The organism is Streptomyces sp. NPDC085944, assembly GCF_040686295.1.
Taxonomy (GTDB): Bacteria; Actinomycetota; Actinomycetes; order Streptomycetales; family Streptomycetaceae; genus Streptomyces; species Streptomyces salinarius.
Map to the genome: position 1 here is coordinate 45,180 of NZ_JBFBJX010000013.1, position 22,669 is coordinate 67,848.

Consider the following 22,669-nt stretch of genomic DNA (forward strand, 5'->3'; position numbering starts at 1 on the left):
CGTCGCCGGGGCCGGATCGCCGTCAGCCGAGCCGCACGTCCGCGGAGCGGCTCCGCACGGCGTCGAGCGCCGCGAGGGACGACTCGTCCAGGGCGATCCCGCCCACGGCGAGGTTCGCGTCCAGGTGCCCGGGGTCGGCGGTGCCGGGGATGAGGAGCACGTTCGGGGCGTGGTGGAGCAGCCAGGCGAGGCCCACCTGGGTCGGCGTCACGCCGAGCGCCTCCGCGACGGTGTGCACCGCGGGCTCGTCGGCGACCTTGGGCATGGCGGGGAACGCGCCGCCGAGCGGGAAGTACGGCACCCAGGCGATGCCCTCGGCGGCGCAGAGCGTCAGCATGTCCTCGTCGTCCCGGCTCACGACGCTGTACGCGTTCTGTACGCAGACGATGCCCGCCGGAAGGGCCCGGCGCAGTCCGTCCAGGGTCACGCTGCTCAGACCGATCGCGCCGATCTTGCCCTCGTCGCGCAGCCGGGTCAGCTCGCCGAGCTGGTCGTCGAGGTCCACCACCTGGTCGCCCTCGGCGCGCAGGCCGGGGCCCGTGTCGAGGCGACGCAGGTTGACGACCGCGATCCGGTCGGTGCCGAGGCTCTTGAGATTGTCCTCCACGCTCGCCCGCAGTTCCTCCGGTCGCTGGGCGGGCCGCAGCGGAAGGGGGCCGCCCGGGTCGGAGTCGGCGCCGACCTTGCTCACGACGACGACGTCGTCCGTGGGGCGCAGCGCCTCGCGGATGACCTCGTTGACGAATCCGTCGCCGTAGAACTGGGCGGTGTCCAGGTGGTCGACACCTCGGTCCACCGCACGGCGCACGAGGTCGACGGCGGCGGCGCGGTCGGAGTGCAGGCGTTCGAGCTGCATCGCGCCGTAGCCGATCCGGGAGACGGTGCGGCCGGCGAGCGGCCCCGTTCCGCCGGGGCGCGGGGGGCCGGCGTTCGTGGCGCTGGAGGAGGAGGTACCGGTTGACGTCATGAGAAGTCCGTCCTCGTGAGAAGATGACAGAAGCGGAGGACCCTCCGCTTCATCGAATGTAGCACTACCGGAGGATCCTCCGCTTTGAGTCGGGACCAGGAACCGAGCCACGTCACCGATCGGCCCGACGGCCAGACCGGCACCGAACGGCCGTTGCGCGCCCACGCGCGGCGCAACCGCGAGAAGCTCGTCGCCGCCGCACGGGCCGCGTTCACCGCCGCGGACGACACCGTCCCCCTGGACGGCATCGCCCGCGCGGCGGGTGTCGGCATCGGCACGCTCTACCGCCACTTCCCCACCCGGGAGGCGCTGGTCGAGGCCGTCTACGCGGCCGAGCTGGACGACGTCACGACCAGTGCCTCCGCACTGTTGGACGAGTTGCCGCCCGAGCGGGCCCTGCGCGCCTGGATGGAGCGCTACGCGGCGTTCGTCGCGACGAAGCGCTCCATGCTCAACACCCTGCACAGCGCCTGGGCCTCGGGACGCCTCGCGACGCCGGCCACCCGCGAGCGCATCACGGCCGCGATGGGCACCATGCTGGCGGCGGGGGCCCGGGCGGGCACCCTCCGCGCGGACGTCTCAGCCGACGACGTCACCGCGATGCTGCTCGGCGTGTTCCTCTCGACGGCCGCCGACGACGAGCCGGAGCGCACCCACCGGCTGCTCGACCTCGTCGTCGACGCCCTTCGCCCGCCCGGGAGTTCATGACCCCGGCGGGCGGTCACCGGCGGGCCGACGCCGCGAGCATCGGGAGCGAGACGATGTCGGCGAGGGCCTGCTGGCCGGCGATGTTGGCGTGGACACCGTCACCGGTGTCGTACGGCGGGTAGATGCTGTTCGGCCGCACGGGGTCTTCGAGTACCTGGTCGAAGGGGAGGACCCCGTCACAGGTGCCGCCGCAGCTGTTCCACTTCGAGACGAACGTACCGACCGCGTGCCGGTCGCGGTTGTGCTGGTCCGTGTAGCCCGGGCGAGGAGTGATGGGCGTGACGTACACCTTGATGCCCGCGGCCCGCAGCTTCCGGAAGACCTCGCGGTAACTCGCCTCGATCCGCGCGGCGTCGCAGCCGGCCGGGAGGTCGTTGGTTCCGTAGTAGTAGAGGACCCCCGTGACCCCGTGCAGGGACAGGACGTCGCGCTCCAGCCGCGCGGCGGCGTCCAGGCCGCGCACCGGCTCACCGATGCCCGGGCAGGTCGCGGCGCTGGTGGTGCCGCCGATGCCCGCGTTGGCGACGGCGAACTGCCGGGTGGGCGGCAGTTCGGAGGTGATCCGCCGGGCGAGGTCGTCGGTCCACCGCAGGTTGGCTCCGGGACGGCTGCAGTCGGGCCCGCAGTTCGTCGACCCGGTTCCGTCGACGACGGAACTGCCGTAGGCGACGAGGCTGCCCCGCAGGCCCGGGTTGCGCACGTCGACCGCGCTGACGAGGAGGGTCGAGCCGGTCGTCCCGGTGTACGCGGCGCCGGACGGGTCGGCGGTGCGGTCGCCGGAGCCGGGCGGGGTCAGGTAGTTGGTGCGGAACGCGCTGTCGTGCCGCCCCGGTGCCACCGTGCCGGAGACGGAGAGCGACACGGCGACGTCGTCCTGCGCGGCGGTGCGGAGCCCGGTGGTGTCGCTCCACACCTCCCCGCCGGGCGGCACGACCACCCGGCGCCGGCCGTCGAACGTGACGGCGCGCGGACGTCCCTCGGTCGCGGCGCTCTTGCCGTCACTGTGTGCCACGGTCGCCGCGTCGACGGTGAGCGGCGTCTCGCCGAAGGTGTTCTGGACGCGTATCCGTACCGCGTCACCGCCCTGGCTCAGGTGGGTGATCATGCGCAGCGACTGGTCGCGCAGCGGGGTGGGCGCGAGGTTCTGCTGCGAGGCGGCCCAGGACGTGAACCAGGCGCCGCCCCCGGTGTGCCGGCCCGGCCCGGTACCGGCGGGAGCGGCGGCGGTGCTCGTGGACGCGGCGAGGACGGAGGACGCCAGGGCGAGGGCCAGGGCTGCCGCGACACCTCTGGCCAGGGGCGCCCGGGCGGTGGTGAGTGATCGGGCAAGGAGTCGGTGCATCGGCGCCTGCCTTCCGACGGGGCTGGACGGGTGCGGACTGGATCCTCCCCGCCCCTCCCTCGCCTCACGCCACGTGGGGCGTCGTCACCTCTCTCGCCCCGTGGACACCTCAATTCCGCATCGGTGGCCCGGTGTTGTGAGCGGCGACCGCACGGACCGACCGTGAGCGGCGCGGTTCGGCACCGCGGTTTAGTAATGAACACCATTTTCAGGTAGCGTCGGTGCCCCAGCACGGCTCCGCCGCTCCCCGAGCGCACGCGGAGCCGTCCGGCCGTCTGCCGAAAGGACCCTTGCCATGGCCGTTCCCAAGCGGAAGACGTCCCGCGGCAACACCCGTCACCGCCGGGCCCGGTGGAAGGCGAGTGCGCCCGACCTGGTGCCCGTGACGACGGACGGGGTGACGCTGCGGGTTCCGCGGCACCTGGTGGCCGCATACCGGCGCGGCCTCCTGCGCCCGGAGGACTGACGCCCCGGGCTACGCGACGTCAGGGGCGCGGGGCCGCCGAGGCCGGCGGATCGAGCGCGAGCGCGGCGAAGGTCGCCAGCCAGTGGTCGGTGGTGAAGTCACCGCGCTCCACCGCCGGCAGGCCCGCCGTGAGGTGTGCGGCCGCCGCCTCGGCCAGGCGGGCGCGGATGGGACCGTCGGGCAGCGCCTCGGCGAGGGAGCGCAGCGCGGCGGCCCTGCTGAGCGTCAGGCCGAGCAGATGGCCGATCTGCGGGTCCGCGCGGTCGGAGACCACCGGCACGTCCAGCAGTGCGCAGGGAGCGCCGGTGCCGAGCCCGGGCAGGAAGCGGTCCAGCCACGCCGCGAGCCGCTCGGGTGCGAGCACCCTGCGCATCGCGTCGGCCTCGGTGAGCGCCGGGGACAGGAAGTCCTGCCCCGACGGTTCCCAGTGCGCGGGCGCGTCGTGGTCGTCGGCGAACCAGCTCAGCAGGCGGTCCCGGACGGCCCGGTCGGTCCCGTCCGACAGCTCGCCCGAGTCCAGGGCGAGGCTCAGCGCGAAGGCGCTGTTGGGATGGTGGCCGTGCCGAACGGGATAGGTGGCCTTGGGCAGCCAGTCGGCCAGCAGACCGTCGACGGCGTCCACGGCCGGCCGCAGTGCTTCGGTCCAGCGCTCGCCCTCCGCGCCGCCGTGCGCCCGGCACTCGGCGGCGAGCGCGAGCAGCCACGCCCAGCCGTAGGGACGCTCGAAGGAGGGACGGTCGCGCAGGTAGGCGGCCTCGGTGGCGAGGTTGGCGGGGGTGAGGTGCCGGTCGAGGACTTCGAGGACCGCCTCGGTGCCGGGGAGCACGGGGGTGCCGCCGTGCCGGCGGAGCAGACGGACGAGCAGCCAGTGCATGTGCACCGAGGAGTGCCAGTCGTAGGCGCCGTAGAAGGCCGGGTGCAGACAGCGGGGTTCGAGGTGCTCGTCGGCCGAGGTGATCAGGTGAGCGGGGAAGTTGGGGTACTCGCGGGTGATGTTCGCCAGGGCGAGCTGGGCGAAGGTGGCCGCGTGGGCGCTCAGCGGCATCAGTGGGTGGCTCCTTCGGTGACCTTCAGGTCCTGCTCGGCGGGGGTGCGGGCGGCGGTGGACAGCAGGGCGCGCAGGCCGTGGGCGACGGTGGCGGGCGGCAGGGCGGGCGCGGTGCCGTCGGGCACCTGTTCCGGGGCCCAGGGCACGTGCGCGAACCCGCCGCGTATGTGGGGGAACTCGGTGGCGAGGAGGTGGCCGAGGCCGTACGCGACGTGGTTGCAGACGAAGGTGCCGGCCGTGTTGGAGACGGCGGCCGGGACGCCCGCCGCGCGCATCGCGGCGACGCACGCCTTGACGGGGAGGGTGGAGAAGTAGGCGGCGGGGCCGCCCGGGACCACCGGTTCGTCGATGGGCTGTCCGCCGGCGTTGTCGGGGATGCGGGCGTCGTCGACGTTGATGCCGACCCGCTCCACGGTGACGCCCGGGCGCCCGCCCGCCTGGCCCAGGCAGAGCACCAGGTCGGGCGCCCGGTCCCGGATCGCCTCGCGCAGGGCGTCGAGGGACTCGCCGAAGACGCAGGGCAGTTCGACGGCGGTGACGGTGAGCCCGGCGGGGGGTTCGTCGGCCACCAGGGACGCCGCCTGCCAGGACGGGTTCACGCGCTCGCCGCCGAAGGGGGCGAAGCCGGTGATGAGGACACGGGTCATGGGCGTTCCTTGCCTTGCGGGTCGGGTCGTACGGGTGCCGGCGCCGGCGGGCCCGGGTCGGCGGTCGCCGGGCGGCTGGTCAGAAGGCGAAGAGCGCCATGATGACCGTGCAGCAGCCGAGCAGTGCGATGCCCGTCGGCAGCTGTGCCTTGATCGGCCCGTACTGGTCCTTCAGTTCGAGCAACGTGGCCGGGACGATGTTGAAGTTCGCGGCCATCGGCGTGCAGAGGGTGCCGGCGAAGCCGGCCAGCATGCCGATCGCGAGGACGGCGGGCTCGTTGCCGTGCATCTGCTGGATGAGGACCGGCCAGCCGACCGCCGCGGTCATCACGGGGAAGGCGGCGAAGGCGTTGCCCATGATGACGGTGAACAGGAACATGCCCACGCAGTAGGCGACGACGGCGAAGTACTTGGAGTCGTCGGGCAGGACCTTGTTCATGATGTCCCCGACCTGGTCGCCGACCCCGGCGGCGGCGAAGATCGAGCCCAGCACGGCCAGAAGCTGGGGCAGCAGCAGGGCGGAGCCCATCGCCTCCAGCATGGAGCGGCCGGAGTGGATCGGGACGGAGATCTTCTTCTCGCCGGTCACCAGCATCCCGACGACGAGCGCGGCGATGCAGCCGAGGCCGAGCCCGAGGAGGGTGGCCTTGCCCGACTCGAAGAGGCCGGACTCGTCCAGTACGGAGGCGCATACGATCGCGACGAGCGGGATGGTCAGCGCGGGAATGAAGATCTTGCTGCCGAGCCGGGAGGCGGCGGCCTCGCGCTGTTCGCCGGTGGTGGTGACCGGGACGCCCTTGCCGAGGAAGTTGAAGCCGGCCAGCACGATCAGGGCGAGGACGGCGACGCCGAGCGGTTCGGCGGGCAGGGTCCAGCCGCCGTTGCCCGCGGTGGCGTTGGCGACGCCGGTGCCGTAGGGGAAGGTGAGTCCGAGCAGGCCCCAGAAGGCGGCGGACGTCCACCGCTTGGGGTTGCTGCGGTCCGCGGCCATCTGCACGGCCATGACCACGAAGACGAGGCCTATCAGCCAGTACAGCCATTCGACCTTGATCACTTGTCGGCCCCCTCGGGAAGCGGAAGGTCGTGTTCGGCGGCGGCCTGCGCCATCTCACGCTCGAGCTGCCTGTCCATGAGCAGCAGCCGGGCGCCGTGGATGAGGAAGGCGCAGACGGCGAGCGGGATCGCCCACAGGGCGAGCTGGGTCGGCTCGATGTCCTGGTGGTAGGTGGAGTTCACGAAGCCGGTGATCAGCAGGATGGAGCCGATGGCGATGAAGCAGTCCTCGCCGAAGAAGACGCCCACGGTGTCGGCCGAGGCCGAGTAGGAGCGGACCTTCTCGCGCAGCTTGTCGGGCAGCTTGGCCCCGGTGGAGCGCTCGGCGGCGGCCTCGGCCATCGGTGCCACCAGGGGCCGCACGGTCTGCGCCGGGCCGCCGATGCTGTTCAGGCCGAAGGCCGCGGTGACCTGCCGGACCAGCAGGTAGACGGTGAGGAACCGGCCGGCGCTGAGCTTGCCCAGGCGGCCGATGAGATTGCGGGCCTGCTCGCGCAGGCCGTAGCGCTCGAGCAGCCCGATCACCGGGAGCACGATGGCGTAGACGGTGACCGAGCGGCTGTCGGCGAAGGACCGGCCGAAGGCCGCGAGGACCTCCAGCGGGTCCATCTTGCCGAGCAGTCCGGTGACGATACCGGCGACGCCCACCACGAGGACGGGGTTGCGGCGCGTGACGAATCCGAGGATCACCACGACCACACCGAGGAGAACGATCATTCGGTGGCCTTCTTCAGGCATGAGGGGGCAGGGCACGGATCCGGAGCTTCGGAACGTGACTCATCGGTCCCGGGGACCATAGCTCCAGATACGTGGCAGATGCACGGACACTAGCGATCGTTGAACGATCTAACAAGAGGTGAATCCTCACCGATTCGGAATCGGACAAGCCGGGAGTCTCTTGTCGGATTGTTCAACGATCGTCTACGTTCAAGGGGTGATCGACCTCAACGCAGATCTCGGTGAAGGCTTCGGCCGCTGGACCCTCACCGACGACGACGCCCTGCTCTCCGTCGTCACCAGCGCCAACGTCGCCTGCGGATTCCACGCGGGCGACCCCTCGGTGATGCGCCGCGTCTGCGACCTCGCCGCGGAGCGCGGGGTGCGGATCGGGGCGCAGGTGTCCTACCGCGACCTGGCGGGCTTCGGACGGCGCGCCATGGACGTACCCGCCGACGAGTTGACGGCCGAGGTTGCGTACCAGATCGGCGCGCTCCGGGTCTTCGCCGAGGCCGCCGGGGCCACGGTCGCCTACGTCAAGCCGCACGGCGCGCTCTACAACCGCACCGTCCACGACGAGGGGCAGGCCCGTGCGGTCGTGGCCGGGGTACGGCTGGCGAGCGGCGCGCTGCCGGTGCTGGGCCTGCCCGGCTCGCGGCTGCTCACGGCCGCCGCGGACGCCGGGCTCACCGGCGTCCCGGAGGCCTTCGCGGACCGCGCCTACACCGCGCGGGGCACCCTGGTCCCCCGCCGCGAGCCGGGCTCGGTGGTGACGGACGAGGACGCGGTGGTACGCCGTGCGGTGGCCTTCGCCGTGGAGGGCTCCGTCGAGTCGGTGGACGGCACGACCGTCTCGGTCACCCCCCGCTCCCTGTGCGTGCACGGCGACACCCCGAACGCCGCCCGGATCGCGGCCCGGGTGCGTGCGGCGCTGGAGAGCGCCGGGGTCGGGATCGGGGCCTTCGCATGAGCGGTGCCCGGTCCCTCACGGCGCGTCCCGCCGGCGTCCACGCCCTCCTCGTCGAGTTGTCCGACGCCGAGCACACCGCGGCCTTCCACGCCGAGGTGCTGCGCCGCCGCGCCGCCGGCACGCTGCCGCCGGTCACCGAGGTGGTGCCGGGGGCGCGGACCGTCCTGCTGGACGGGGTGGCGGACCCCCGGGCGCTGGCCCGCTCGGTCGCCGGCTGGGAGGTGCCGCCGGTCGCGGACGACACGGGCGACGTGGTGGAGATCCCCGTGCGCTACGACGGACCGGACCTGGCCGACGTGGCGGCCCTGTGGGGGGTCGCGCCGGACGAGGTCGGCGCGCGCCACCGCGCGCACACCTACCGGGTCGCGTTCTGCGGCTTCGCGCCCGGATTCGGCTATCTCATCGGGCTGCCGCCCCGGCTGCACGTCCCGCGCCGGTCCACACCGAGGACCCGGGTGCCGGCCGGCGCGGTGGCCCTCGCCGGTCCTTACAGCGCCGTCTATCCCCGCGCCACTCCGGGCGGCTGGCAGCTGATCGGCACCATGCCCGACCCGCGTCCGCTGTGGGACCCGGCGCGGGAGCGGGCCGCGCTCCTCACGCCGGGGACGCGCGTGCGGTTCGTCACAGCGGACGCCGTCACGGCCACCGGCGTCCCGGCGGACGGCGCCACGGCGGACGGCGCCACGACCGGCGCCGGCGTCGCGGCCGGAACGAGCCCGGAGGCCGGGGCATGACGGCCGGGCTGACGACGGTGCGCGCCGGTGCGCTCACCACGGTGCAGGACGCCGGCCGCGCCGGCCACGCCCACCTGGGCGTCCCCCGCTCCGGCGCGCTGGACGCGCCCGCGATGCGGCTCGCCAACCGCCTCCTCGGCAACGACCCCGACGCCGCCGTCCTGGAGACGACGGTGACCGGCTGCGCCCTGCGGGCCGACCGGGACGTCGCCGTCGTGGTCGGCGGGGCGCCCTGCCCGGTGACGGTCGGCGGCAGGCCGGCCGCCTGGGGCTCCCCGGTGCGGGTGCCGGCGGGCGCGGTCCTGGACGTCGGGACGGTGACCGCGGGCGTCCGCTCGTACGTCGCCGTCGCGGGCGGCGTCGCCGCCCGACCCGTCCTGGGCAGCCGCTCGACGGACCTCCTGTCGGGGCTGGGCCCCGCCCCCCTGCGCGACGGTGACGTCGTGTCGGTGGGCGCTCCCCCGGCGCCGGTGCCGCTGGCCGTCGCCGCACCCTGGCCGGGGCCGCCCGCCGAACTGGTCCTGCCGGTGCGCCCGGGTCCCCGCGCCGACTGGTTCGCCCCGGCCGCGCTGCGCACGCTCACCTCGGCCGCCTACCGTGTCTCCCCGCACAGCAACCGCATCGGCCTGCGCACCGAGGGGCCGCCGCTGCAGCGCACGTCGACGGGGGAACTGCCCAGCGAGGGCATGGTCCTGGGCGCCGTACAGGTCCCGCCGGACGGCCGCCCGGTGATCTTCCTGCACGACCACCCGACGACGGGCGGCTACCCGGTGATCGCGGTCGTCCCGGAGCCCGCCCTCGCGGCGGCGGCCCAGGCCGCGGTCGGGACACCGGTGCGCTTCACCGTCGCCTGACGACCAGCGGGCCGGTCACCGCGCCGACCGCGTACCAGAACAGATCCGGTGCGTTGAAGGTGGACCCCAGGGCCAGACGCGCCGCCGTGCTCTGCCGGGCGAGACGCGCCGGCCCGTCGGTGAGCTGGAGGAACTCCACGCCCCAGCTCACCGCCAGGGCGAGTGCGGCGGCCCTGATCGGTGCCGTCCCCGGCGCCACGACGAGGACGAGGGCGAACAGCAGCAGGGTGTACAGCGCGTCGCCGCCGTACTTGGCCACCTCTCCCGTCGCCACGGCCCTGAGCGTCAGTCCGGCACCGACGATCACGGCTGCGGCCCCGGCCGCCGCGAGACGCGTCCGCTTCGGGTCGTCCCGCGCGGCGGCCCGGGTGGAGGAGGCAGTCATGTGCCCATTGTGCGGTCGGTTCCGTCACCGGCTCTCCGCGGGCTCTGGCGGACGCGCGTAGACCTCGGGCACCATCGTCTCGCACCGCACGACTGCGTGGTCAGCTTCTTCCGCGAGAACCCGCCGGGATGCGAGTGGAGTGGGGTCAGTGCTTCAAGTCGATTTCGACCGGGGTGCGTTGGCCCGGTTACGGGTGGCCCGCGGCACCGACGCCCTCTGGGAGACGGTGCTGAGCCTCCAACTGCTGCAGAACGGCCAGGAGTCCCTGACCTACGGCCCCTGGCGGCGCGAGGTGCGCCGGGCCCTCCGCCGGTCCCAACTGGCCGACGACGTCAGGGCGTTGATGCCCCTGTGTCCGGCCGTCGGTTACTTCCCCGACTTCCTGACGCCCGGTCACGGCGACCTCGGTCTCGAGGACGCCGTCGACCGGGTGCAGTCGACGCCTCGGCGCCGTCTCGTCGCAGAACTGACCCGGTTGGGTGCTCAGTCGCACCGCCCCGTGCCGCGCAGCGTACGGTGGGTCGCCACCGGGGAGTCGGCGGCACTGCGGTGGCTCGGCGGCACGCTGCGGCGATACCACGCGCTCGCCGTGGCGCCGTACCTGTCCGTGATCCACGCCCGGGCCGGCGAGGACCGTGCCCGCCGGGCCGAGGCGGCGCTCGCCGGCGGGGCGGAGGCGCTGCTGGGGAGCTACGCGGAACTGCCGGGCTGGCGGCGGCCGGACGGCACCCGGCTCACCGCCCCCTACCCCGAGTCCCGGGTGCTGCGGCTGGGCGGGCGCCCGCTGACGCTGGTGCCCGCCTTCTTCTGCGTACGCACCCCACTGGCCCTGGTGGACGAGTCACTGCCGCACGTGCTGGTGCATCCGCTGGACCCGGAGCCGGGCTGGCTCCCGCGGTCGCGGGCCGGGGCGGCCGGGCCGTCCGTCGCACAGCTGATCGGCACCTCCCGGGCCTGGATGCTGGAGTCCCTGGAGGCGCCGATGACGACGACGGCTCTGGCCGGTGCGCTGCGCCTGGCCCCCTCCACGGCGAGCCGGCACGCCGCCGTGCTGCGCGAGGCGGGACTGGTGAGCACCCGGCGCGAGGGCAACCGGGTGCTGCACCGCCGCACCGCGCTCGGGTCCGCCCTGCTGGAGGCTCAGCAGGTGGGCACGCCCGGGAGCCAGGCGTCGGCCACGTCGATGAAGATGTTGGAGACGTAACCGCCGTAGTCGGGCAGGTAGGACCAGGCGTCGTTGCTGTAGCCGTCGTAGTTCACGAGCTGGCCGTGGACCTGGCACCGCACTCGCACGGTCGTGGGCCCGGGCAGACTCGCCACGCGCGTGGACGCGGTCGTCGCCTGCTGCCGGATGCTCACGTCGGTGCCCCAGGTCGGGAACGACGTGGTGCCGCCGCCGCCCTCGGTCCACAGGTAGGTGACGGTCACCCAGCCGTTGTCGTTCAGGCCGACGTTGTAGAAGGTGCCGTCGGCGAGGTCGATGCCGGCCGGGTTGGCGACCTGTCGGCCGAACTCGTCGCGTCCGCCGTTGTAGCCGTCCTCGTACGCTGCCTGCGCCTCGGGCAGACCCTGCGGGAGGTCCTTCCACTGCTCGCGCACCGAGGAGGGGTTCCAGTGGTCGTCGTGGGTGTTCCACGGGCCGACGTCCCACACGGGCGCCGTCTCGCAACGGGCCGGCCCGCACACCTGCACCGAGTACTGGCCGCTGCCGTTGGGTGACAGGGCGCGGCGGGAGGGGAGCGCCACGAAGTGGTCGTTGGCCTGGATGACGTGCCCGTTGGCGGTGGTGTGCCCGACGAGGCCCTCGCGGGTGGCGTAGACGCGGGCGGAGAACGCGGAGGCCCTGGTCGTCGGCGCGGGCTCGGCGGGCTCGGTGCCCGTGTCGTGCGCCGTCAGGGTCACCGCCCGTACGGCCGCGGTGGGTTCGCCCTTCGCGTTCCACAGGGTGAGCCGGGCCTGGACGTCGACGACGTACCGGGGCAGCTCGGCCGGGGCGCCGGCCGCCGCCCGCCGCCACTCGGTCCAGGTGCCGCCGGCCGTGCGTCCGCGCACGTCGACGTCGACGCTCGCCGCGTCGGGCACCGTCGCGTCGAGGTCCACGGCGACCCGGTTCACGGGCCGGTCCACGTGGTGCGCCTCCAGTACGGCGGAGGCGTAGCCGCGGTCCCGGCCGAGGGAGGCGGGGCTGACGGAGCCGTCCCGCACCCGCAGGGCGCCCGCGTCGTACCGGACGTTGACGTCGTCGGCACCGGTCCGGGACAGGTCCGCGCGCCAGGACACCGGGGCGGGCGGGACCGCGGCGTCGGCGGCCGGGGCGGGGGCGGGGGCGGCGGCGGCCGGGGCGGGGGCGGCGGCGAGAGCCGTACCGGCGAGGGCGAGCAGGCACACGGTGCCGGTCAGGGCGCGGATGGTGCGGGGTCTGCGGCGCGGGGCGGATCCGCGGCGCCGGGAGGAAGGGGTCAGCATGTGGGCACTCCTGGGAGCCAGGCGTCGTCGACGTCGATGAAGATGTTGGAGACGTAACCGCCGCGGTCGAGCAGGTACGACCAGGCGTCGTTGCTGTAGCCGTCGTACTCGACGAGGCCGCCGTGGACCTGGCAGGCCACGCGGACGGTCGTCGGTCCGGGCAGACTCGCCACCCGTGCGGAGCCGGTCGTCGGCTGCTGACGGATGCTCACGTCGCTCCCCCAGGTGGGGAAGGGGGTGCCGGTGGCGCCGGCGTCGTCGCCCTGGACCAGGCTCAGGTAGTAGGCCCAGCCCCAGTCCGGGACGGCGACCAGTAGGTCCCGGGGGACGTCGTGGGCTTCGGCGGCGCGGGCGAACGCCGTGTTGGCGCAGGTGCCGGGCGGGGCCGACGGTGCGGCGGCGGCCGGGGTCGGAGGGCCGGTCAGGGGCAGGGCCAGGGCGGCCGCGACGGTCGTCGCACGCAGTGCGGTGCGCGCACGTCTGGCGGGGAGTCCGGAGGGCATGTGGGATGCTCCGCTCTCTCCGGTGCCCGTGGGGGGTGTGGCGTGGCGGCCGCACGGGCACCGGGAGGGCGCGGCCGACCGGGTGCGTGGGCCGAACCCGCCCGCGAGGTAGGGGAGTTGCCCGCACACCGGCCGTCGCATGATGGATCGCCCGACTTGTCGTGGGCAAGTCATTGCAGCGTGAGCGAATCACCTCGCGGTCGCGCGGACCCCGTGCGCAGTCGGCACCCGTCACCCACACTTTCGTCGACATGTACAGCCAAGGCTGTACAGTCTGCACTGTGGACATTAACTTGGAGCCATGAACGAGAACGCGAGCCCCTCACCGTCGGCCGTCCAGGCGTCGCGCGAGGTCCGTGCCGTCATCAGCCGGTTGCGCCGCCGCATCCTGAAGGCCTCCGAGGCCGAGGACCTCACCCTGAGTCAGTCCTCGGTCCTGGCCAGGCTGTCCGACACGGGAGGCGTCACGGCCAGCGAGCTCGCCGCCACCGAAGGCGTCCGCCACCAGTCGATGACGGCGACGGTGACGGCGCTCGCCTCCATGGGACTGGTCGAGCGGCACCCCGACCCGGACGACGGGCGCCGCCTGCTGCTCACGCTGACCGCCGAGGGCGTGCGCCGCGTCGAGGAAGGGCGGCAGGTCCGGACGGAATGGCTCGCCGACCGGCTGCAGGCCAGGTGCACGGAGGAGGAGCGGCGCGCGGTGATCGCGGCCATGGCCGTCCTGGAGCGACTGACCCGTGACTGACGCGAAGGCGGGCCCGGCGGTCGGAGCGGGAGATCCCGGCTTCGACCGGGGACTGCTGCCGCCGATGCTGCTCGCTTCGGTACCGAACCCGATCAACTCCACGATCGTCGCGGTCGCCCCGGTGCCGCTCGGCAGGGCGCTCGACGCGCCCGCCTCGCAGACCGCCTGGCCGGTCTCCGCCCTCTATCCGGCCACCTCGCCCGGGCAGCCGGTCGTCGGCCGGCTCATCGACGTCTTCGGGCCGCGCCGGCTCTTCCTCCTCGGCACCGGTCCCGGCCGCGGACCCAAGAACTGTTTCCCGCAAGCGCATTGACCGTGACGATCTTTCTGCCTAACGTCCGGTCAAGCTTCATTGAATCCTTTCAGTGCCCCTGCCCCTGCCCCCACGCCAGGGCGGCCCCACGCGAAAGAAGCGCATGCACAAGACCCCCTCACGCCGTGCCTCCGTACTCGTCGCCGCCGTTTCCTCCCTGAGTCTTCTCACCGCCGCGTGCGGGGACGGCGACGGCTCGGCGGGCGGCGACACGACGGCGAACGCCGAGAACGCCAAAAACGCCGAGGCCTCCCCCAACGCGCCCACCAGGACGGGCCTGACCGTCGGCTTCCTTCCCAAGCAGGTCAACACGCCGTACTTCTCGGTCGCCGACCGGGGCGGGGAGCGCGCCGTCAAGTCATTGGGCTCGACGTTCAAGGAAGTGGGCACGGACCAGGGCGCCGACGCCTCCGGGCAGGTGTCCCACATCGACGACCTCACCGAGCAGAAGGTCGACGCCATCGCGGTCTCGGCGCTGGACCCCGACGCGCTGTGCGACGCCCTGAAGCAGGCCATGGACGAGGGCATCAAGGTCGTCACCTACGACTCCGACACGAAGCCGGAGTGCCGCTACGCCTTCGTCTCTCCCGCGAGCGCCGAGGACATCGCCGTACGGCAGCTGGAACTGCTCGGTGAGCAGACCGGCTACAAGGGGGACATCGCGATCCTGTCCGCCGCCCGGACGGCGACGAACCAGAACGCCTGGATCGGCTCCATCAAGAAGGAGCTGGAGGATCCGCGGTACAAGGACATGCGGCTGGTGGACGTCGTCTACGGGGACGACCAGGCGGAGAAGTCGTACCAGAAGGCCGAGGAACTGCTCCGGGACCACGAGAACCTGAAGGGGATCGTCTCCCCCACCACCAACGGGATCAAGGCGGCCGCGAAGTACCTCTCCCAGTCGTCGCACAAGGGCGAGGTGAAGCTCACGGGGCTCGGCGCACCCAACGACATGCGCCCCTACATCGAGGACGGCACGGTGGAGGCCTTCCTGCTGTGGGACCCGGCCAAGCTCGGTGAGCTGGCCGGTCACGCCGCGGTGGCCCTCGCCTCGGGGCAGATCACCGGGCGGGAGGGGCAGATGTTCCTCGCCGGCGACATGGGCTGGTTCAAGCTCGGCGAGAACGGCGTCATCACCCTCGGCGACCCGACGGTCTTCGACGCCGGGAACATCGACGACTACGACTTCTGACCTCCCCGCGCCCGGCGGCGGGACGCCGCCGGGCTCACGGGACGTCCTTTTCGCGTGGCCCCGGACTGCCGGAGCCGCCGGCGTTCAGGTGCTGCAGCGCCTCGACCAGCTCTTGACAGGCCAGTTCCACCGACTGTCTGGTGTGGAGCTGTTCGCTGATCACCGCGGAGAGCAGGAGCGCGGTCAGTCCCAGCGTCCCGTTGAACGCCTGGAGCTTCATCATCGTCTCGATCTCGGTCAGTTTCCCGAAGGACCCGGCCTCCTGCCCGGCCACGACCGTGGCCATCACCGACACGAACAGGGCGCACGGGATACCGCCCGCCAGCTGGAAGCGCAGCACCGACCAGATCAGGATCGGGTAGGCCAGGAAGAGCACACTCACCGAGCTGTACATGATCAGCGGCACCAGGACGCACACGGCCGCGGTGAGCCCGAGGGCCTCGGCCCAGCGCACGGACAGCGGCGGCAGGCGGGCGCGGTACAACAGGAGCAGCAGCGGGGTGACCAGGACAACCCCCATAGCGTCGCCGACCCACCAGGCCAGCCAGACGATCCCTAGATGGTCGGTGGGCAGTTTGCCCGACAGCACGAGCATGCCGACGCCCGCCCACGAGCTGATCAGCATGGCGGTCAGCGCCCCCAGGAAGACGAGCGCCAGTCCGTCCCGCAGGCGGCTCAGGCTCACGCGGAAGCCCACCGCGCGCAGCATCAGCCAGGCGCAGACGGGGGCGGTGGTGTTGCCGGCCACGATGCCGACGCTTTCGATCCCCGGGGCTCCCAGGGAGACGATGACCAGCAGCGCGCCGAGGGCGATGCCCGGCACGCACCACGGCCCGAACAGGAGCAGGCAGGTGACCGCGAGGCCGGTGGGCGGCCAGATGGGCGTCACGACCGCCCCGTCGGCGGTCAGCTGCTGGGCCAGCCCGAGCCGCCCCGCCGCGTAGTAGCAGCCGGCGACCAGCAGCGTGGCACAGACGAGGACGACCGGTCGCGGCCATGCACGGATACCCACCACAGCAGCCATCAGACACCGGTGCCGCCGGGCGGGCGAGGCGGGAGCGTCCTACGGCGTAACGGAACGCCCGTCATGGCCGACGACGAGCACGGCCGCGTCGTCCTCGTGCCCGATCAGCGCGGCGTTCTTGAGTACGGCGGCCGCCAGCGCGTGGGCCTCCATCCCGACGGCGGCGGCGAGACTCGCCAGCCGGACCACCCTTTCCAGGCCCTCGTCGACGCTCAGGGACGGCCCCTCCACCACGCCGTCCGTGACCAGGACGAACACCCCGCCCGTACCCAGCCGGTACCGGGTCACGGGATAGTCGGTGCCCCCCATGACGCCCAGCGGCGGTCCGCCCTCGTCCCGGCAGACCTCCGCCCTGCCGTCCGCGGTGGCCCGGACACACGGGATGTGGCCGGCCCGGGCGCTCTCCAGCAGGCCGGTCGCCGGGTCGTACCGCATGAAGGTGCAGGTGGCGAACAGGTCCTTGTTGAGGGAGAGGAGCAGTTCGTTCGTACAGGCCAGCAGGTCGCCGGGCTCGCTGGTCATGGAGGCGAGCGCCCGCAGCCCGACCCTCACCTGGCCCATGAAGGCGGCGGCGTCGATGGCGTGGCCCTGGACGTCGCCGACGGAGAGGCCGATGCGGCCGTCGGGGAGGGTGAAGGCGTCGTACCAGTCGCCGCCCACGTTGAGTCCGGCGTAGGCGGGCGAGTAGCACGCGGCCAGGTGGATGCCGGGTACGGCGGGGAGGTCCGCGGGGAGCATGTCCCGCTGCAGGGCGATCGCCAGTTCGACCTGGGAGCGCCGCAGCTCGGCGAGCTCCTTCGCCTGTGTGGTCAGCGCGGCCAGCCGGGCGAGCAGCTCCTCGCCGTCAGGTGCGGGACGCTTGCGGAACATCGACCACTCCCCGCCAGGCCGCCTCTCCCGGCAGGGCCTCTCGGCCCCCTGGACAGTGCCAAGTCTGTCACCCGGGACGCGAAAGGTCATGCCGGAGCCGTCCGGGGCCGGGGCGGCGCAGGGGTGGGTGTCACGCCGGAAGCGCGGGGTGGGCGGTATGGGTCATGCCGGGAAGCACGGGCGGCAGCGGCCCGCGACCTCCGTCGTGCCGGGAACAGGACGGCGGGTGGGGCGCCTCGCCCACCGAGGAAGCGGCGCCGGGCGGGGGCCCTCGCCCACCGGGGGCACGGCGTCCGGCGCCGGACAGGCTCCGCGTGCCGGCGGCGCGCGGGGCCGGCGGGCGATGCCGGCCCGTGGCGCCGGGAACGGCGGGCAGTGCCGGCCCGTGGCGCCGGGAACGGCGGCGCGTTCCGTACCCTTGCCGCATGCGCATGCGCCCCACTCTGAGCTGGACCCCGGGAGCGGACCTGCCGCCGGGCACCACGGACCTGGCGCCCGTAGCCGACGCCCTGCGCGCCGGTGGCGTGCTGGTGCTCAGCGGGGCGGGCATCTCCACCGAGTCGGGCATCCCCGACTACCGGGGTGAGGGCGGCAGCCTGAGCCGGCACACGCCGATGACCTACCAGGACTTCACCGGCTCGCCCGACGCCCGCCGCCGGTACTGGGCGCGCAGTCACCTCGGCTGGCGCACCTTCGGCCGCGCCCGGCCCAACGCGGGGCACCGGTCGGTGGCGGCGTTCGGGCGGCACGGTCTGCTCTCCGGTGTGATCACCCAGAACGTCGACGGTCTGCACCAGGCCGCGGGCAGCGAGGGCGTCGTGGAGCTCCACGGCAGCCTGGACCGGGTCGTCTGCCTGTCCTGCGGCGCCTTCGGCCCGCGGCACGAACTCGCCCGCCGGCTGGAGGAGGTGAACGCCGGCTTCTCGCCCGTGGCCGCCGGCATCAACCCGGACGGCGACGCCGACCTCACGGACGAGCAGGTCGGGGACTTCCGGGTGGTGCCGTGCACGGTGTGCGGCGGCATCCTCAAACCGGACGTGGTGTTCTTCGGCGAGAACGTGCCGCCGCGCCGCGTCGAGCACTGTCGCGAGCTGGTGCGCGCGGCGTCCTCGCTGCTGGTCCTCGGCTCGTCGCTGACGGTCATGTCGGGACTCCGCTTCGTCCGCCAGGCGGCCGAGGCGGGCAAACCGGTTCTGATCGTCAACCGGGACGCCACGCGCGGGGACCGGCTGGCCGTCACCAGGATCGCACTCCCGCTGGGACCGGCCCTCACGACCGTGGCGGACCGGCTGGGCCTGACCGTCGCAGCCGCGGCGACGGCCTGACCAGGCAGCTCGCGCCGCTCGCCCGTACGCAATCTCCTCGCCTCACCCCCTTGACCGTGGTCCCCGCACTCCATATGGTCCTCGCACCTCACGAGGTACATCGATTAACCAATCGTTAACCGCTTGGTTGGAGACCACCCCTGTGCGCTCATCGCTGACACGGCGCGAACTGCTCGCCGCCGGTTCCGGTCTGGCCGCGGCCGCGGCCCTGCCCGCTCTGTCCGGCTGCTCGTCGCTGGCGTCGGCGGACTCCGACCCGGACACGCTCGTCGTCCACACCCAGCTCGGCACCACCGCCCCCGGCTCCCCCACGTACCTCGCGGCCGTGGACCGCTTCCGCGAGGAGCACCCGGGGGTGAAGGTCAAGAACCTGATCAACGGCGACGACCTCGCCCAGGTGTACGAGACCTCACGGCTGGCCCGCAAGGAGGCCGACGTCGTGATGGTCAACCTCTACGACAAGACGCTGGCCTGGACGGACGTGGGCGCGACCGTCGATGTCAAGCCCTACCTCGACGACTGGGGGTTGCGCGGGCGGATCCTGCCCACCGCGCTGGCCGACTGGACGGACGACGAGGGCCGGATCCGCGCCTTTCCCTACTTCGCCACGAACTGGCCCGTCGCCTACAACCGCGCCCTGCTGGACCGGGCCGGGGTCGGCGAGATCCCCACCACCGGGGACCAACTGATCGCCGCGGCCCGCAGGCTGCGCGCCAAGGGCATCGCCCCGGTGACCGTGGGCGGCAACGACTGGACCGGACAGAAGCTGCTGGCGCAGATCATCCAGACCTTCCTGTCCCAGGAGGAGGCCCGGCACGTCTACTCCACGGGTGACTTCTCCGGGCGCGGCGCCCGCCGGGGCATCGAGTACTTCACGCACCTGCGCGACGCCGGCGTCTTCGCGGACAAGGCCCAAGGCCTCACCTCCGACTCGATGACGACGCAGTTCAACACCGGGGAGGCGGCCGTCCAGTCGGCGATGTCCTCCGCGCTGGCCAAGGTGCCCGAGAAGGTGGCCCGGCACACGGAGGTCGGCGGCTGGCCGCTCGCGGACGGGGCGGCGCACGACGGTCCGACCGTCATCCGCGCCTACACCCTCATCGGCTTCTGGATCAGTCCCAACGGCGTCCGCAAGATCGAGCAGGTCGAGAAGTTCCTGCGGTTCATGTACCGCGAGGACGTCGTCGCGCGGTTCGTGACCGAGAGCGGCCGGGACATGGCCCTGCGCACGGACGCCGTCTCCGCCGACTTCCCGCTGGTCGGTGCGGCCCAGCGGCTCGGCTCCGAGGTGAGCCAGGTGCTGCTGCCCGACGTGTACGTGCCGCCCGCCGCGGCGCAACCGCTGATCACCGCGACCAGCACGTCGTTCACCCGCGGCACCAGTGCGGCCCGCGTGCGCGCCGCCCTCGAGTCCGCGTACCGGTCCGCATGAGCCGCCCGGACAGCCCCGGCCCCGTCGCCCGGGTCCTCCTCCCCCGTTCCACCCGTTCCCCGGGAGTCACCGCATGACGACGCTCACGACGACGCCGGACGGGAGCGCGGCCCGCAGGTCCGCCCCGCCGGCCTCCCCCGCCCCGGCCGCGCGCCGGCCCCGGCAGGGCGGCACCGTCCTCGCGGTGCCCGCGCTGGTGTGGTACCTGGTCTTCATGGTCGGGCCGCTGCTCGCCATCTTCGTGATCGCGGCCCTGCACTGGCCGGGCATGCTCCAGCCGGTGTCCTTCGCCGGGCTGGACAACGCCCGGGCGGTGCTGGACGACCCGGTGTTCTGGGACGCGGTGCGCAACACCGCCGTGCAACTGGCCGTCGCCGTCCCGGTGATGATCGTCTGCGCGTTCATGCTGGGGTACTACGTGGCCCAGCGCCCGCCCGGCCACCGGGTCCTGCGGTACCTGCTCTTCATCCCGGGGCTCATCTCGACGCCGGCGAAGGCGATGGTCTTCTACGCGGCCCTCTCCCCGGACGGCCTGCTCAACGGCGGGCTGGAGAGCGTCGGTCTCGGTTCCCTCGCCGACGCCTGGCTGGCCTCGCCCTCGACGGCGCTGGCGTGTCTGATCGCCCTGGACATCTGGGCCGGCATCGGCTTCACCGCCGTCCTGTTCGCCGCCCGGCTGGGCAGTGTGCCGGACGAGCTGGGCGAGGCCGCGCAGCTCGACGGGGCCGGGCACTGGCGGACGATGTGGTCGGTCCACTTCCCCGTCATCCGCGACTACGTGGGCGTGGTGACGATGCTCCAGTTCCTGTGGACGCTGTTCGGCTCCGCACAGCACGTGCTGCTGCTCACGCAGGGCGGTCCGGGCACGTCGTCCACCACCCTGTCGTTCCTCGTCTACCAGAAGGCGTTCATCGCCGCCGACCTCGGCTACAGCCAGACCGTCGGCGTCATCCTCTTCCTCGCCGGACTCGTCGGGCTGCTGACGATCCGCCGCGTCTTCCGCCAGAACTACTGATCGGAGCAGCACTGATGAAGCTCGGCAAGCGCTGGCTCCCGGCCCACATCCTGGTGTGGACGTACGCGGTGCTGCTCGTCGTCCCGCTGTACTACTTCCTCGCCTCGGCGTTCAAGTCGAACGACGAGATCTTCGCGCACCCCTTCGCCCCGCCCGCCTCGTTCGGGTTCGGCAACTTCCGTACCGCCTTCGAGAGTGCCGACCTCGGGCTCGCGGTCGTCAACTCGGCGCTGGTGACGGTGTTCTCGCTGGCACTCACGCTGCTGCTGGCGATCCCGGCCGCGTTCGCGCTGGCGCGGTCCACCGGTCGGCTGGCGGGCGTGGTCGAGAAGGTCTTCTCGCTGGGTTTCCTGATCCCGACGTTCGCGGCGCTCTTCCCCACCTTCCTCCTGGCGGCGGCCACCGGGCTGTTCCACACCCGGATCTTCATGGTGCTGTTCCTGCCGGCCACGGCGCTGCCGCTGTCGGTGGTGATCCTGGTGCAGTTCATGCGCACCGTCCCGCCGGAGATGGAGGAGGCCGCCCGGCTGGACGGGGCGTCCACCTTCGCGGTGCTGCGGCACGTGTACACGCCGATGTGCCTGCCGGGCATCGCGACCGTCCTGCTGCTGAACTTCCTGACCTTCTGGAACGAGTACCTGTACTCGCTGGTCATCATCGGCCCCGACCCGGCGCAGCGCACGGTCCAGGTGGCCCTGCCCACGCTGAAGTCGATCACCGGCACGGACTACGGCGTACTGACGGCGGGCACGGTGCTGACGCTGGTGCCGGTGTGGGTCGTCTACACCCTGCTCCAGAAGCGCATGCAGCAGGCCCTGGTCAGCGGGGCGGTGAAGATGTGAACGTGTCCACCGAGCGGGCCGGGCGCCGGCCCACGATCAAGGCGGTCGCGGCGGCGGCCGGGGTCTCGACCGCCGCCGTGTCCCAGGCCTTCAACAACAAGGGCCGGCTCTCCGAGGCGACCCGCCGCCGGATCCTGGACGCCGCGCTGGAGCTGGGCTGGTCGCCCAGTGCCTCCGCCGCGGCGCTGCGCAACGCGCGTACCCGCAGTCTCGCCCTGGTGGTGCGTCGCCCCACGGACGTACTGGGCTCCGACCCCCACTTCAGTGAACTGATCACCGGCATAGAGGGCGAGTTGGCGCCCCGCGGCTACGGTCTGCTGCTGCACCTGGTCAGCAGCCACCGTGAGGAGAACGCGCTGTACGAGCGGCTCGCGGCCGAGGGCCGGGTGGACGGCGCCGTGCTCACCGACGCCCGCGACGACGACGCCCGGCCCGCGCTGCTCGCCCGCCTCGGGCTGCCGGCGGTCCTGCTCGGTTCGCCCGACGACACGGCCGTCGTCCCGCGGGTGGGGTTGCGCGACCAGGGCGCGGGGATCGCCGAGGCCGTCGCCCACCTGCTGGGCCTCGGCCACCGGCGCGTCGCCTACGTCAGCGGGCCGCCCGAGCTCCAGCACACACGCGTACGCCGGGCGGCCTTCGAGGAGGCGCTGCGCGAGGCGGGCCTGCGCCCGTTCGCGGTCCTGCCCACCGACTTCAGCGAGCGGCGCGCCGTGGGCGCCACCGAGGCGCTCCTCGACTGTGCCGACCGGCCCACCGCGATCGTGTACGCCAACGACTCGATGGCGGTCTGCGGCGTCGGCACCACGCAGCGCGCCGGACTGACCGTGCCCCGTGACGTGTCCGTCGTCGGCTACGACAACCTGCCGCTCGGCAGCTGGCTCCATCCCCGGCTGACCACGGTCGACCAGCAGGTGCAGCGGGTCGGGGCGGCCGCCGCCCGCATGCTGCTGGCCCTGTGCGGCGAGGAGGTCGAGGACACCTCCCTCGCGGAACTACCGCGCCTGGTCGTCCGCGAGTCCACGGGGCCCGCCCCCACCTGACCACCACC

General features: G+C 73.2%; 24 protein-coding genes and 1 pseudogene. 14 read left to right on the forward strand and 11 right to left on the reverse strand.

Annotated features, from left to right (window positions below):
* Positions 1 to 22 precede the first annotated feature (22 nt).
* Positions 23 to 967, reverse strand: a complete 945-nt coding sequence (locus tag AB0P07_RS24690; RefSeq protein WP_365554050.1) for an aldo/keto reductase — start codon at positions 965 to 967, stop codon at positions 23 to 25.
* 84 nt (positions 968 to 1,051) lie between these two features.
* Here AB0P07_RS24690 and AB0P07_RS24695 point away from each other — a divergent pair, with 84 nt between their 5' ends.
* Positions 1,052 to 1,675 (forward strand): TetR/AcrR family transcriptional regulator, encoded by a 624-nt coding sequence (locus tag AB0P07_RS24695; RefSeq protein WP_365554053.1) that lies wholly within the window; start codon positions 1,052 to 1,054, stop codon positions 1,673 to 1,675.
* 13 nt (positions 1,676 to 1,688) lie between these two features.
* Here the strand turns inward: AB0P07_RS24695 and AB0P07_RS24700 are convergent, their stop codons facing one another.
* Positions 1,689 to 3,017 carry an SGNH/GDSL hydrolase family protein gene (locus AB0P07_RS24700; RefSeq protein WP_365554056.1) on the reverse strand — a complete coding sequence of 443 codons (1,329 nt, stop codon included), beginning with the start codon at positions 3,015 to 3,017 and terminating at the stop codon, positions 1,689 to 1,691.
* Positions 3,018 to 3,312: 295 nt separating this feature from the next.
* Between AB0P07_RS24700 and rpmF the strand changes: the two genes are divergently transcribed.
* Positions 3,313 to 3,483, forward strand: a complete 171-nt coding sequence (gene rpmF, locus AB0P07_RS24705) for a 50S ribosomal protein L32 (protein ID WP_365554059.1) — start codon at positions 3,313 to 3,315, stop codon at positions 3,481 to 3,483.
* A gap of 19 nt (positions 3,484 to 3,502) precedes the next feature.
* Here the strand turns inward: rpmF and AB0P07_RS24710 are convergent, their stop codons facing one another.
* The 4 genes from AB0P07_RS24710 to AB0P07_RS24725 form a co-directional block, all read right to left on the reverse strand.
* Entirely contained in the window at positions 3,503 to 4,528 is a 1,026-nt protein-coding gene (locus AB0P07_RS24710) for a DUF2891 domain-containing protein (RefSeq protein WP_365554062.1), read from the reverse strand.
* Complete coding sequence (gene pcp, locus AB0P07_RS24715) at positions 4,528 to 5,178, reverse strand: pyroglutamyl-peptidase I (protein ID WP_365554065.1); 651 nt, start codon at positions 5,176 to 5,178, stop codon at positions 4,528 to 4,530. The genes AB0P07_RS24710 and pcp overlap by 1 nt, the downstream gene beginning before the upstream one ends.
* Before the next feature lie 79 nt (positions 5,179 to 5,257).
* A complete protein-coding gene (locus tag AB0P07_RS24720; RefSeq protein ID WP_365554068.1) occupies positions 5,258 to 6,232 on the reverse strand; it encodes a DUF979 domain-containing protein in 975 nt (324 codons plus the stop codon).
* Complete coding sequence (locus AB0P07_RS24725; RefSeq protein ID WP_061440564.1) at positions 6,229 to 6,948, reverse strand: DUF969 domain-containing protein; 720 nt, start codon at positions 6,946 to 6,948, stop codon at positions 6,229 to 6,231. Before AB0P07_RS24725 ends, AB0P07_RS24720 begins: the two co-directional genes overlap by 4 nt.
* Positions 6,949 to 7,165: 217 nt before the next feature.
* On the opposite strand from AB0P07_RS24725, the gene AB0P07_RS24730 reads away from it, so the two are divergent.
* Genes AB0P07_RS24730 through AB0P07_RS24740 form a run of 3 tightly spaced genes read left to right on the forward strand, consistent with a single transcriptional unit; the run spans position 7,166 to position 9,506 of the window.
* Entirely contained in the window at positions 7,166 to 7,918 is a 753-nt protein-coding gene (locus tag AB0P07_RS24730) for a 5-oxoprolinase subunit PxpA (protein WP_365554071.1), read from the forward strand.
* Positions 7,915 to 8,652: an allophanate hydrolase subunit 1 gene (locus AB0P07_RS24735; RefSeq protein WP_365554074.1), complete on the forward strand. Its 738-nt coding sequence runs from the start codon at positions 7,915 to 7,917 to the stop codon at positions 8,650 to 8,652. The genes AB0P07_RS24730 and AB0P07_RS24735 overlap by 4 nt, the downstream gene beginning before the upstream one ends.
* Positions 8,649 to 9,506: a biotin-dependent carboxyltransferase family protein gene (locus AB0P07_RS24740; protein WP_365554077.1), complete on the forward strand. Its 858-nt coding sequence runs from the start codon at positions 8,649 to 8,651 to the stop codon at positions 9,504 to 9,506. The genes AB0P07_RS24735 and AB0P07_RS24740 overlap by 4 nt, the downstream gene beginning before the upstream one ends.
* Here AB0P07_RS24740 and AB0P07_RS24745 read toward each other — a convergent pair.
* Positions 9,493 to 9,891 (reverse strand): DUF2809 domain-containing protein, encoded by a 399-nt coding sequence (locus tag AB0P07_RS24745; protein ID WP_365554080.1) that lies wholly within the window; start codon positions 9,889 to 9,891, stop codon positions 9,493 to 9,495. The genes AB0P07_RS24740 and AB0P07_RS24745 overlap by 14 nt on opposite strands.
* A 148-nt stretch (positions 9,892 to 10,039) precedes the next feature.
* Between AB0P07_RS24745 and AB0P07_RS24750 the strand changes: the two genes are divergently transcribed.
* Positions 10,040 to 11,095: a helix-turn-helix domain-containing protein gene (locus tag AB0P07_RS24750; protein ID WP_365554083.1), complete on the forward strand. Its 1,056-nt coding sequence runs from the start codon at positions 10,040 to 10,042 to the stop codon at positions 11,093 to 11,095.
* Here AB0P07_RS24750 and AB0P07_RS24755 read toward each other — a convergent pair.
* Both AB0P07_RS24755 and AB0P07_RS24760 read right to left on the reverse strand, forming a co-directional pair.
* Positions 11,032 to 12,357, reverse strand: a complete 1,326-nt coding sequence (locus AB0P07_RS24755) for a hypothetical protein (protein WP_365554086.1) — start codon at positions 12,355 to 12,357, stop codon at positions 11,032 to 11,034. The genes AB0P07_RS24750 and AB0P07_RS24755 overlap by 64 nt on opposite strands.
* Entirely contained in the window at positions 12,351 to 12,860 is a 510-nt protein-coding gene (locus tag AB0P07_RS24760; protein ID WP_365554089.1) for a hypothetical protein, read from the reverse strand. The genes AB0P07_RS24755 and AB0P07_RS24760 overlap by 7 nt, the downstream gene beginning before the upstream one ends.
* 301 nt (positions 12,861 to 13,161) lie before the next feature.
* Between AB0P07_RS24760 and AB0P07_RS24765 the strand changes: the two genes are divergently transcribed.
* The 3 genes and pseudogenes from AB0P07_RS24765 (at position 13,162) to rhaS (ending at position 15,113) form a co-directional block, all read left to right on the forward strand.
* Entirely contained in the window at positions 13,162 to 13,608 is a 447-nt protein-coding gene (locus tag AB0P07_RS24765) for a MarR family transcriptional regulator (protein ID WP_365554092.1), read from the forward strand.
* A gap of 64 nt (positions 13,609 to 13,672) precedes the next feature.
* Positions 13,673 to 13,876: pseudogene (locus tag AB0P07_RS24770) on the forward strand (MFS transporter); the annotation flags it as partial.
* A 148-nt stretch (positions 13,877 to 14,024) separates the two neighbouring features.
* Complete coding sequence (gene rhaS / locus AB0P07_RS24775; RefSeq protein ID WP_365554096.1) at positions 14,025 to 15,113, forward strand: rhamnose ABC transporter substrate-binding protein; 1,089 nt, start codon at positions 14,025 to 14,027, stop codon at positions 15,111 to 15,113.
* 34 nt (positions 15,114 to 15,147) lie between these two features.
* Here rhaS and AB0P07_RS24780 read toward each other — a convergent pair whose 3' ends face one another.
* Both AB0P07_RS24780 and AB0P07_RS24785 read right to left on the reverse strand, forming a co-directional pair.
* Positions 15,148 to 16,137 carry an MASE1 domain-containing protein gene (locus AB0P07_RS24780; RefSeq protein WP_365554100.1) on the reverse strand — a complete coding sequence of 330 codons (990 nt, stop codon included), beginning with the start codon at positions 16,135 to 16,137 and terminating at the stop codon, positions 15,148 to 15,150.
* A 39-nt stretch (positions 16,138 to 16,176) separates the two neighbouring features.
* Positions 16,177 to 17,007 carry a PP2C family protein-serine/threonine phosphatase gene (locus tag AB0P07_RS24785; protein ID WP_365554103.1) on the reverse strand — a complete coding sequence of 277 codons (831 nt, stop codon included), beginning with the start codon at positions 17,005 to 17,007 and terminating at the stop codon, positions 16,177 to 16,179.
* A 425-nt stretch (positions 17,008 to 17,432) separates the two neighbouring features.
* Here AB0P07_RS24785 and AB0P07_RS24790 point away from each other — a divergent pair, with 425 nt between their 5' ends.
* The 5 genes from AB0P07_RS24790 (at position 17,433) to AB0P07_RS24810 (ending at position 22,661) form a co-directional block, all read left to right on the forward strand.
* Positions 17,433 to 18,332 carry an NAD-dependent protein deacetylase gene (locus AB0P07_RS24790; RefSeq protein WP_365554106.1) on the forward strand — a complete coding sequence of 300 codons (900 nt, stop codon included), beginning with the start codon at positions 17,433 to 17,435 and terminating at the stop codon, positions 18,330 to 18,332.
* 142 nt (positions 18,333 to 18,474) lie between these two features.
* Entirely contained in the window at positions 18,475 to 19,764 is a 1,290-nt protein-coding gene (locus AB0P07_RS24795; protein WP_365554572.1) for an ABC transporter substrate-binding protein, read from the forward strand.
* A gap of 73 nt (positions 19,765 to 19,837) precedes the next feature.
* Positions 19,838 to 20,779 carry a sugar ABC transporter permease gene (locus tag AB0P07_RS24800; protein ID WP_365554109.1) on the forward strand — a complete coding sequence of 314 codons (942 nt, stop codon included), beginning with the start codon at positions 19,838 to 19,840 and terminating at the stop codon, positions 20,777 to 20,779.
* A gap of 14 nt (positions 20,780 to 20,793) precedes the next feature.
* Positions 20,794 to 21,621 (forward strand): carbohydrate ABC transporter permease, encoded by an 828-nt coding sequence (locus AB0P07_RS24805; RefSeq protein WP_365554112.1) that lies wholly within the window; start codon positions 20,794 to 20,796, stop codon positions 21,619 to 21,621.
* Positions 21,618 to 22,661 carry a LacI family DNA-binding transcriptional regulator gene (locus AB0P07_RS24810; protein WP_365554115.1) on the forward strand — a complete coding sequence of 348 codons (1,044 nt, stop codon included), beginning with the start codon at positions 21,618 to 21,620 and terminating at the stop codon, positions 22,659 to 22,661. The genes AB0P07_RS24805 and AB0P07_RS24810 overlap by 4 nt, the downstream gene beginning before the upstream one ends.
* Positions 22,662 to 22,669 lie beyond the last annotated feature (8 nt).

Bases quoted from the DNA above. Each gene is read 5' to 3' on its own strand.
- AB0P07_RS24690 (WP_365554050.1), bottom strand. From the start codon at position 967: ATGACGTCAACCGGTACCTCCTCCTCCAGCGCCACGAACGCCGGCCCC.
- AB0P07_RS24700 (WP_365554056.1), bottom strand. From the start codon at position 3,017: ATGCACCGACTCCTTGCCCGATCACTCACCACCGCCCGGGCGCCCCTG.
- rpmF (WP_365554059.1), top strand. From the start codon at position 3,313: ATGGCCGTTCCCAAGCGGAAGACGTCCCGCGGCAACACCCGTCACCGC.
- AB0P07_RS24710 (WP_365554062.1), bottom strand. From the start codon at position 4,528: ATGCCGCTGAGCGCCCACGCGGCCACCTTCGCCCAGCTCGCCCTGGCG.
- pcp (WP_365554065.1), bottom strand. From the start codon at position 5,178: ATGACCCGTGTCCTCATCACCGGCTTCGCCCCCTTCGGCGGCGAGCGC.
- AB0P07_RS24725 (WP_061440564.1), bottom strand. From the start codon at position 6,948: ATGATCGTTCTCCTCGGTGTGGTCGTGGTGATCCTCGGATTCGTCACG.
- AB0P07_RS24735 (WP_365554074.1), top strand. From the start codon at position 7,915: ATGAGCGGTGCCCGGTCCCTCACGGCGCGTCCCGCCGGCGTCCACGCC.
- AB0P07_RS24740 (WP_365554077.1), top strand. From the start codon at position 8,649: ATGACGGCCGGGCTGACGACGGTGCGCGCCGGTGCGCTCACCACGGTG.
- AB0P07_RS24745 (WP_365554080.1), bottom strand. From the start codon at position 9,891: ATGACTGCCTCCTCCACCCGGGCCGCCGCGCGGGACGACCCGAAGCGG.
- AB0P07_RS24755 (WP_365554086.1), bottom strand. From the start codon at position 12,357: ATGCTGACCCCTTCCTCCCGGCGCCGCGGATCCGCCCCGCGCCGCAGA.
- AB0P07_RS24760 (WP_365554089.1), bottom strand. From the start codon at position 12,860: ATGCCCTCCGGACTCCCCGCCAGACGTGCGCGCACCGCACTGCGTGCG.
- AB0P07_RS24765 (WP_365554092.1), top strand. From the start codon at position 13,162: ATGAACGAGAACGCGAGCCCCTCACCGTCGGCCGTCCAGGCGTCGCGC.
- rhaS (WP_365554096.1), top strand. From the start codon at position 14,025: ATGCACAAGACCCCCTCACGCCGTGCCTCCGTACTCGTCGCCGCCGTT.
- AB0P07_RS24780 (WP_365554100.1), bottom strand. From the start codon at position 16,137: ATGGCTGCTGTGGTGGGTATCCGTGCATGGCCGCGACCGGTCGTCCTC.
- AB0P07_RS24785 (WP_365554103.1), bottom strand. From the start codon at position 17,007: ATGTTCCGCAAGCGTCCCGCACCTGACGGCGAGGAGCTGCTCGCCCGG.
- AB0P07_RS24790 (WP_365554106.1), top strand. From the start codon at position 17,433: ATGCGCATGCGCCCCACTCTGAGCTGGACCCCGGGAGCGGACCTGCCG.
- AB0P07_RS24800 (WP_365554109.1), top strand. From the start codon at position 19,838: ATGACGACGCTCACGACGACGCCGGACGGGAGCGCGGCCCGCAGGTCC.
- AB0P07_RS24805 (WP_365554112.1), top strand. From the start codon at position 20,794: ATGAAGCTCGGCAAGCGCTGGCTCCCGGCCCACATCCTGGTGTGGACG.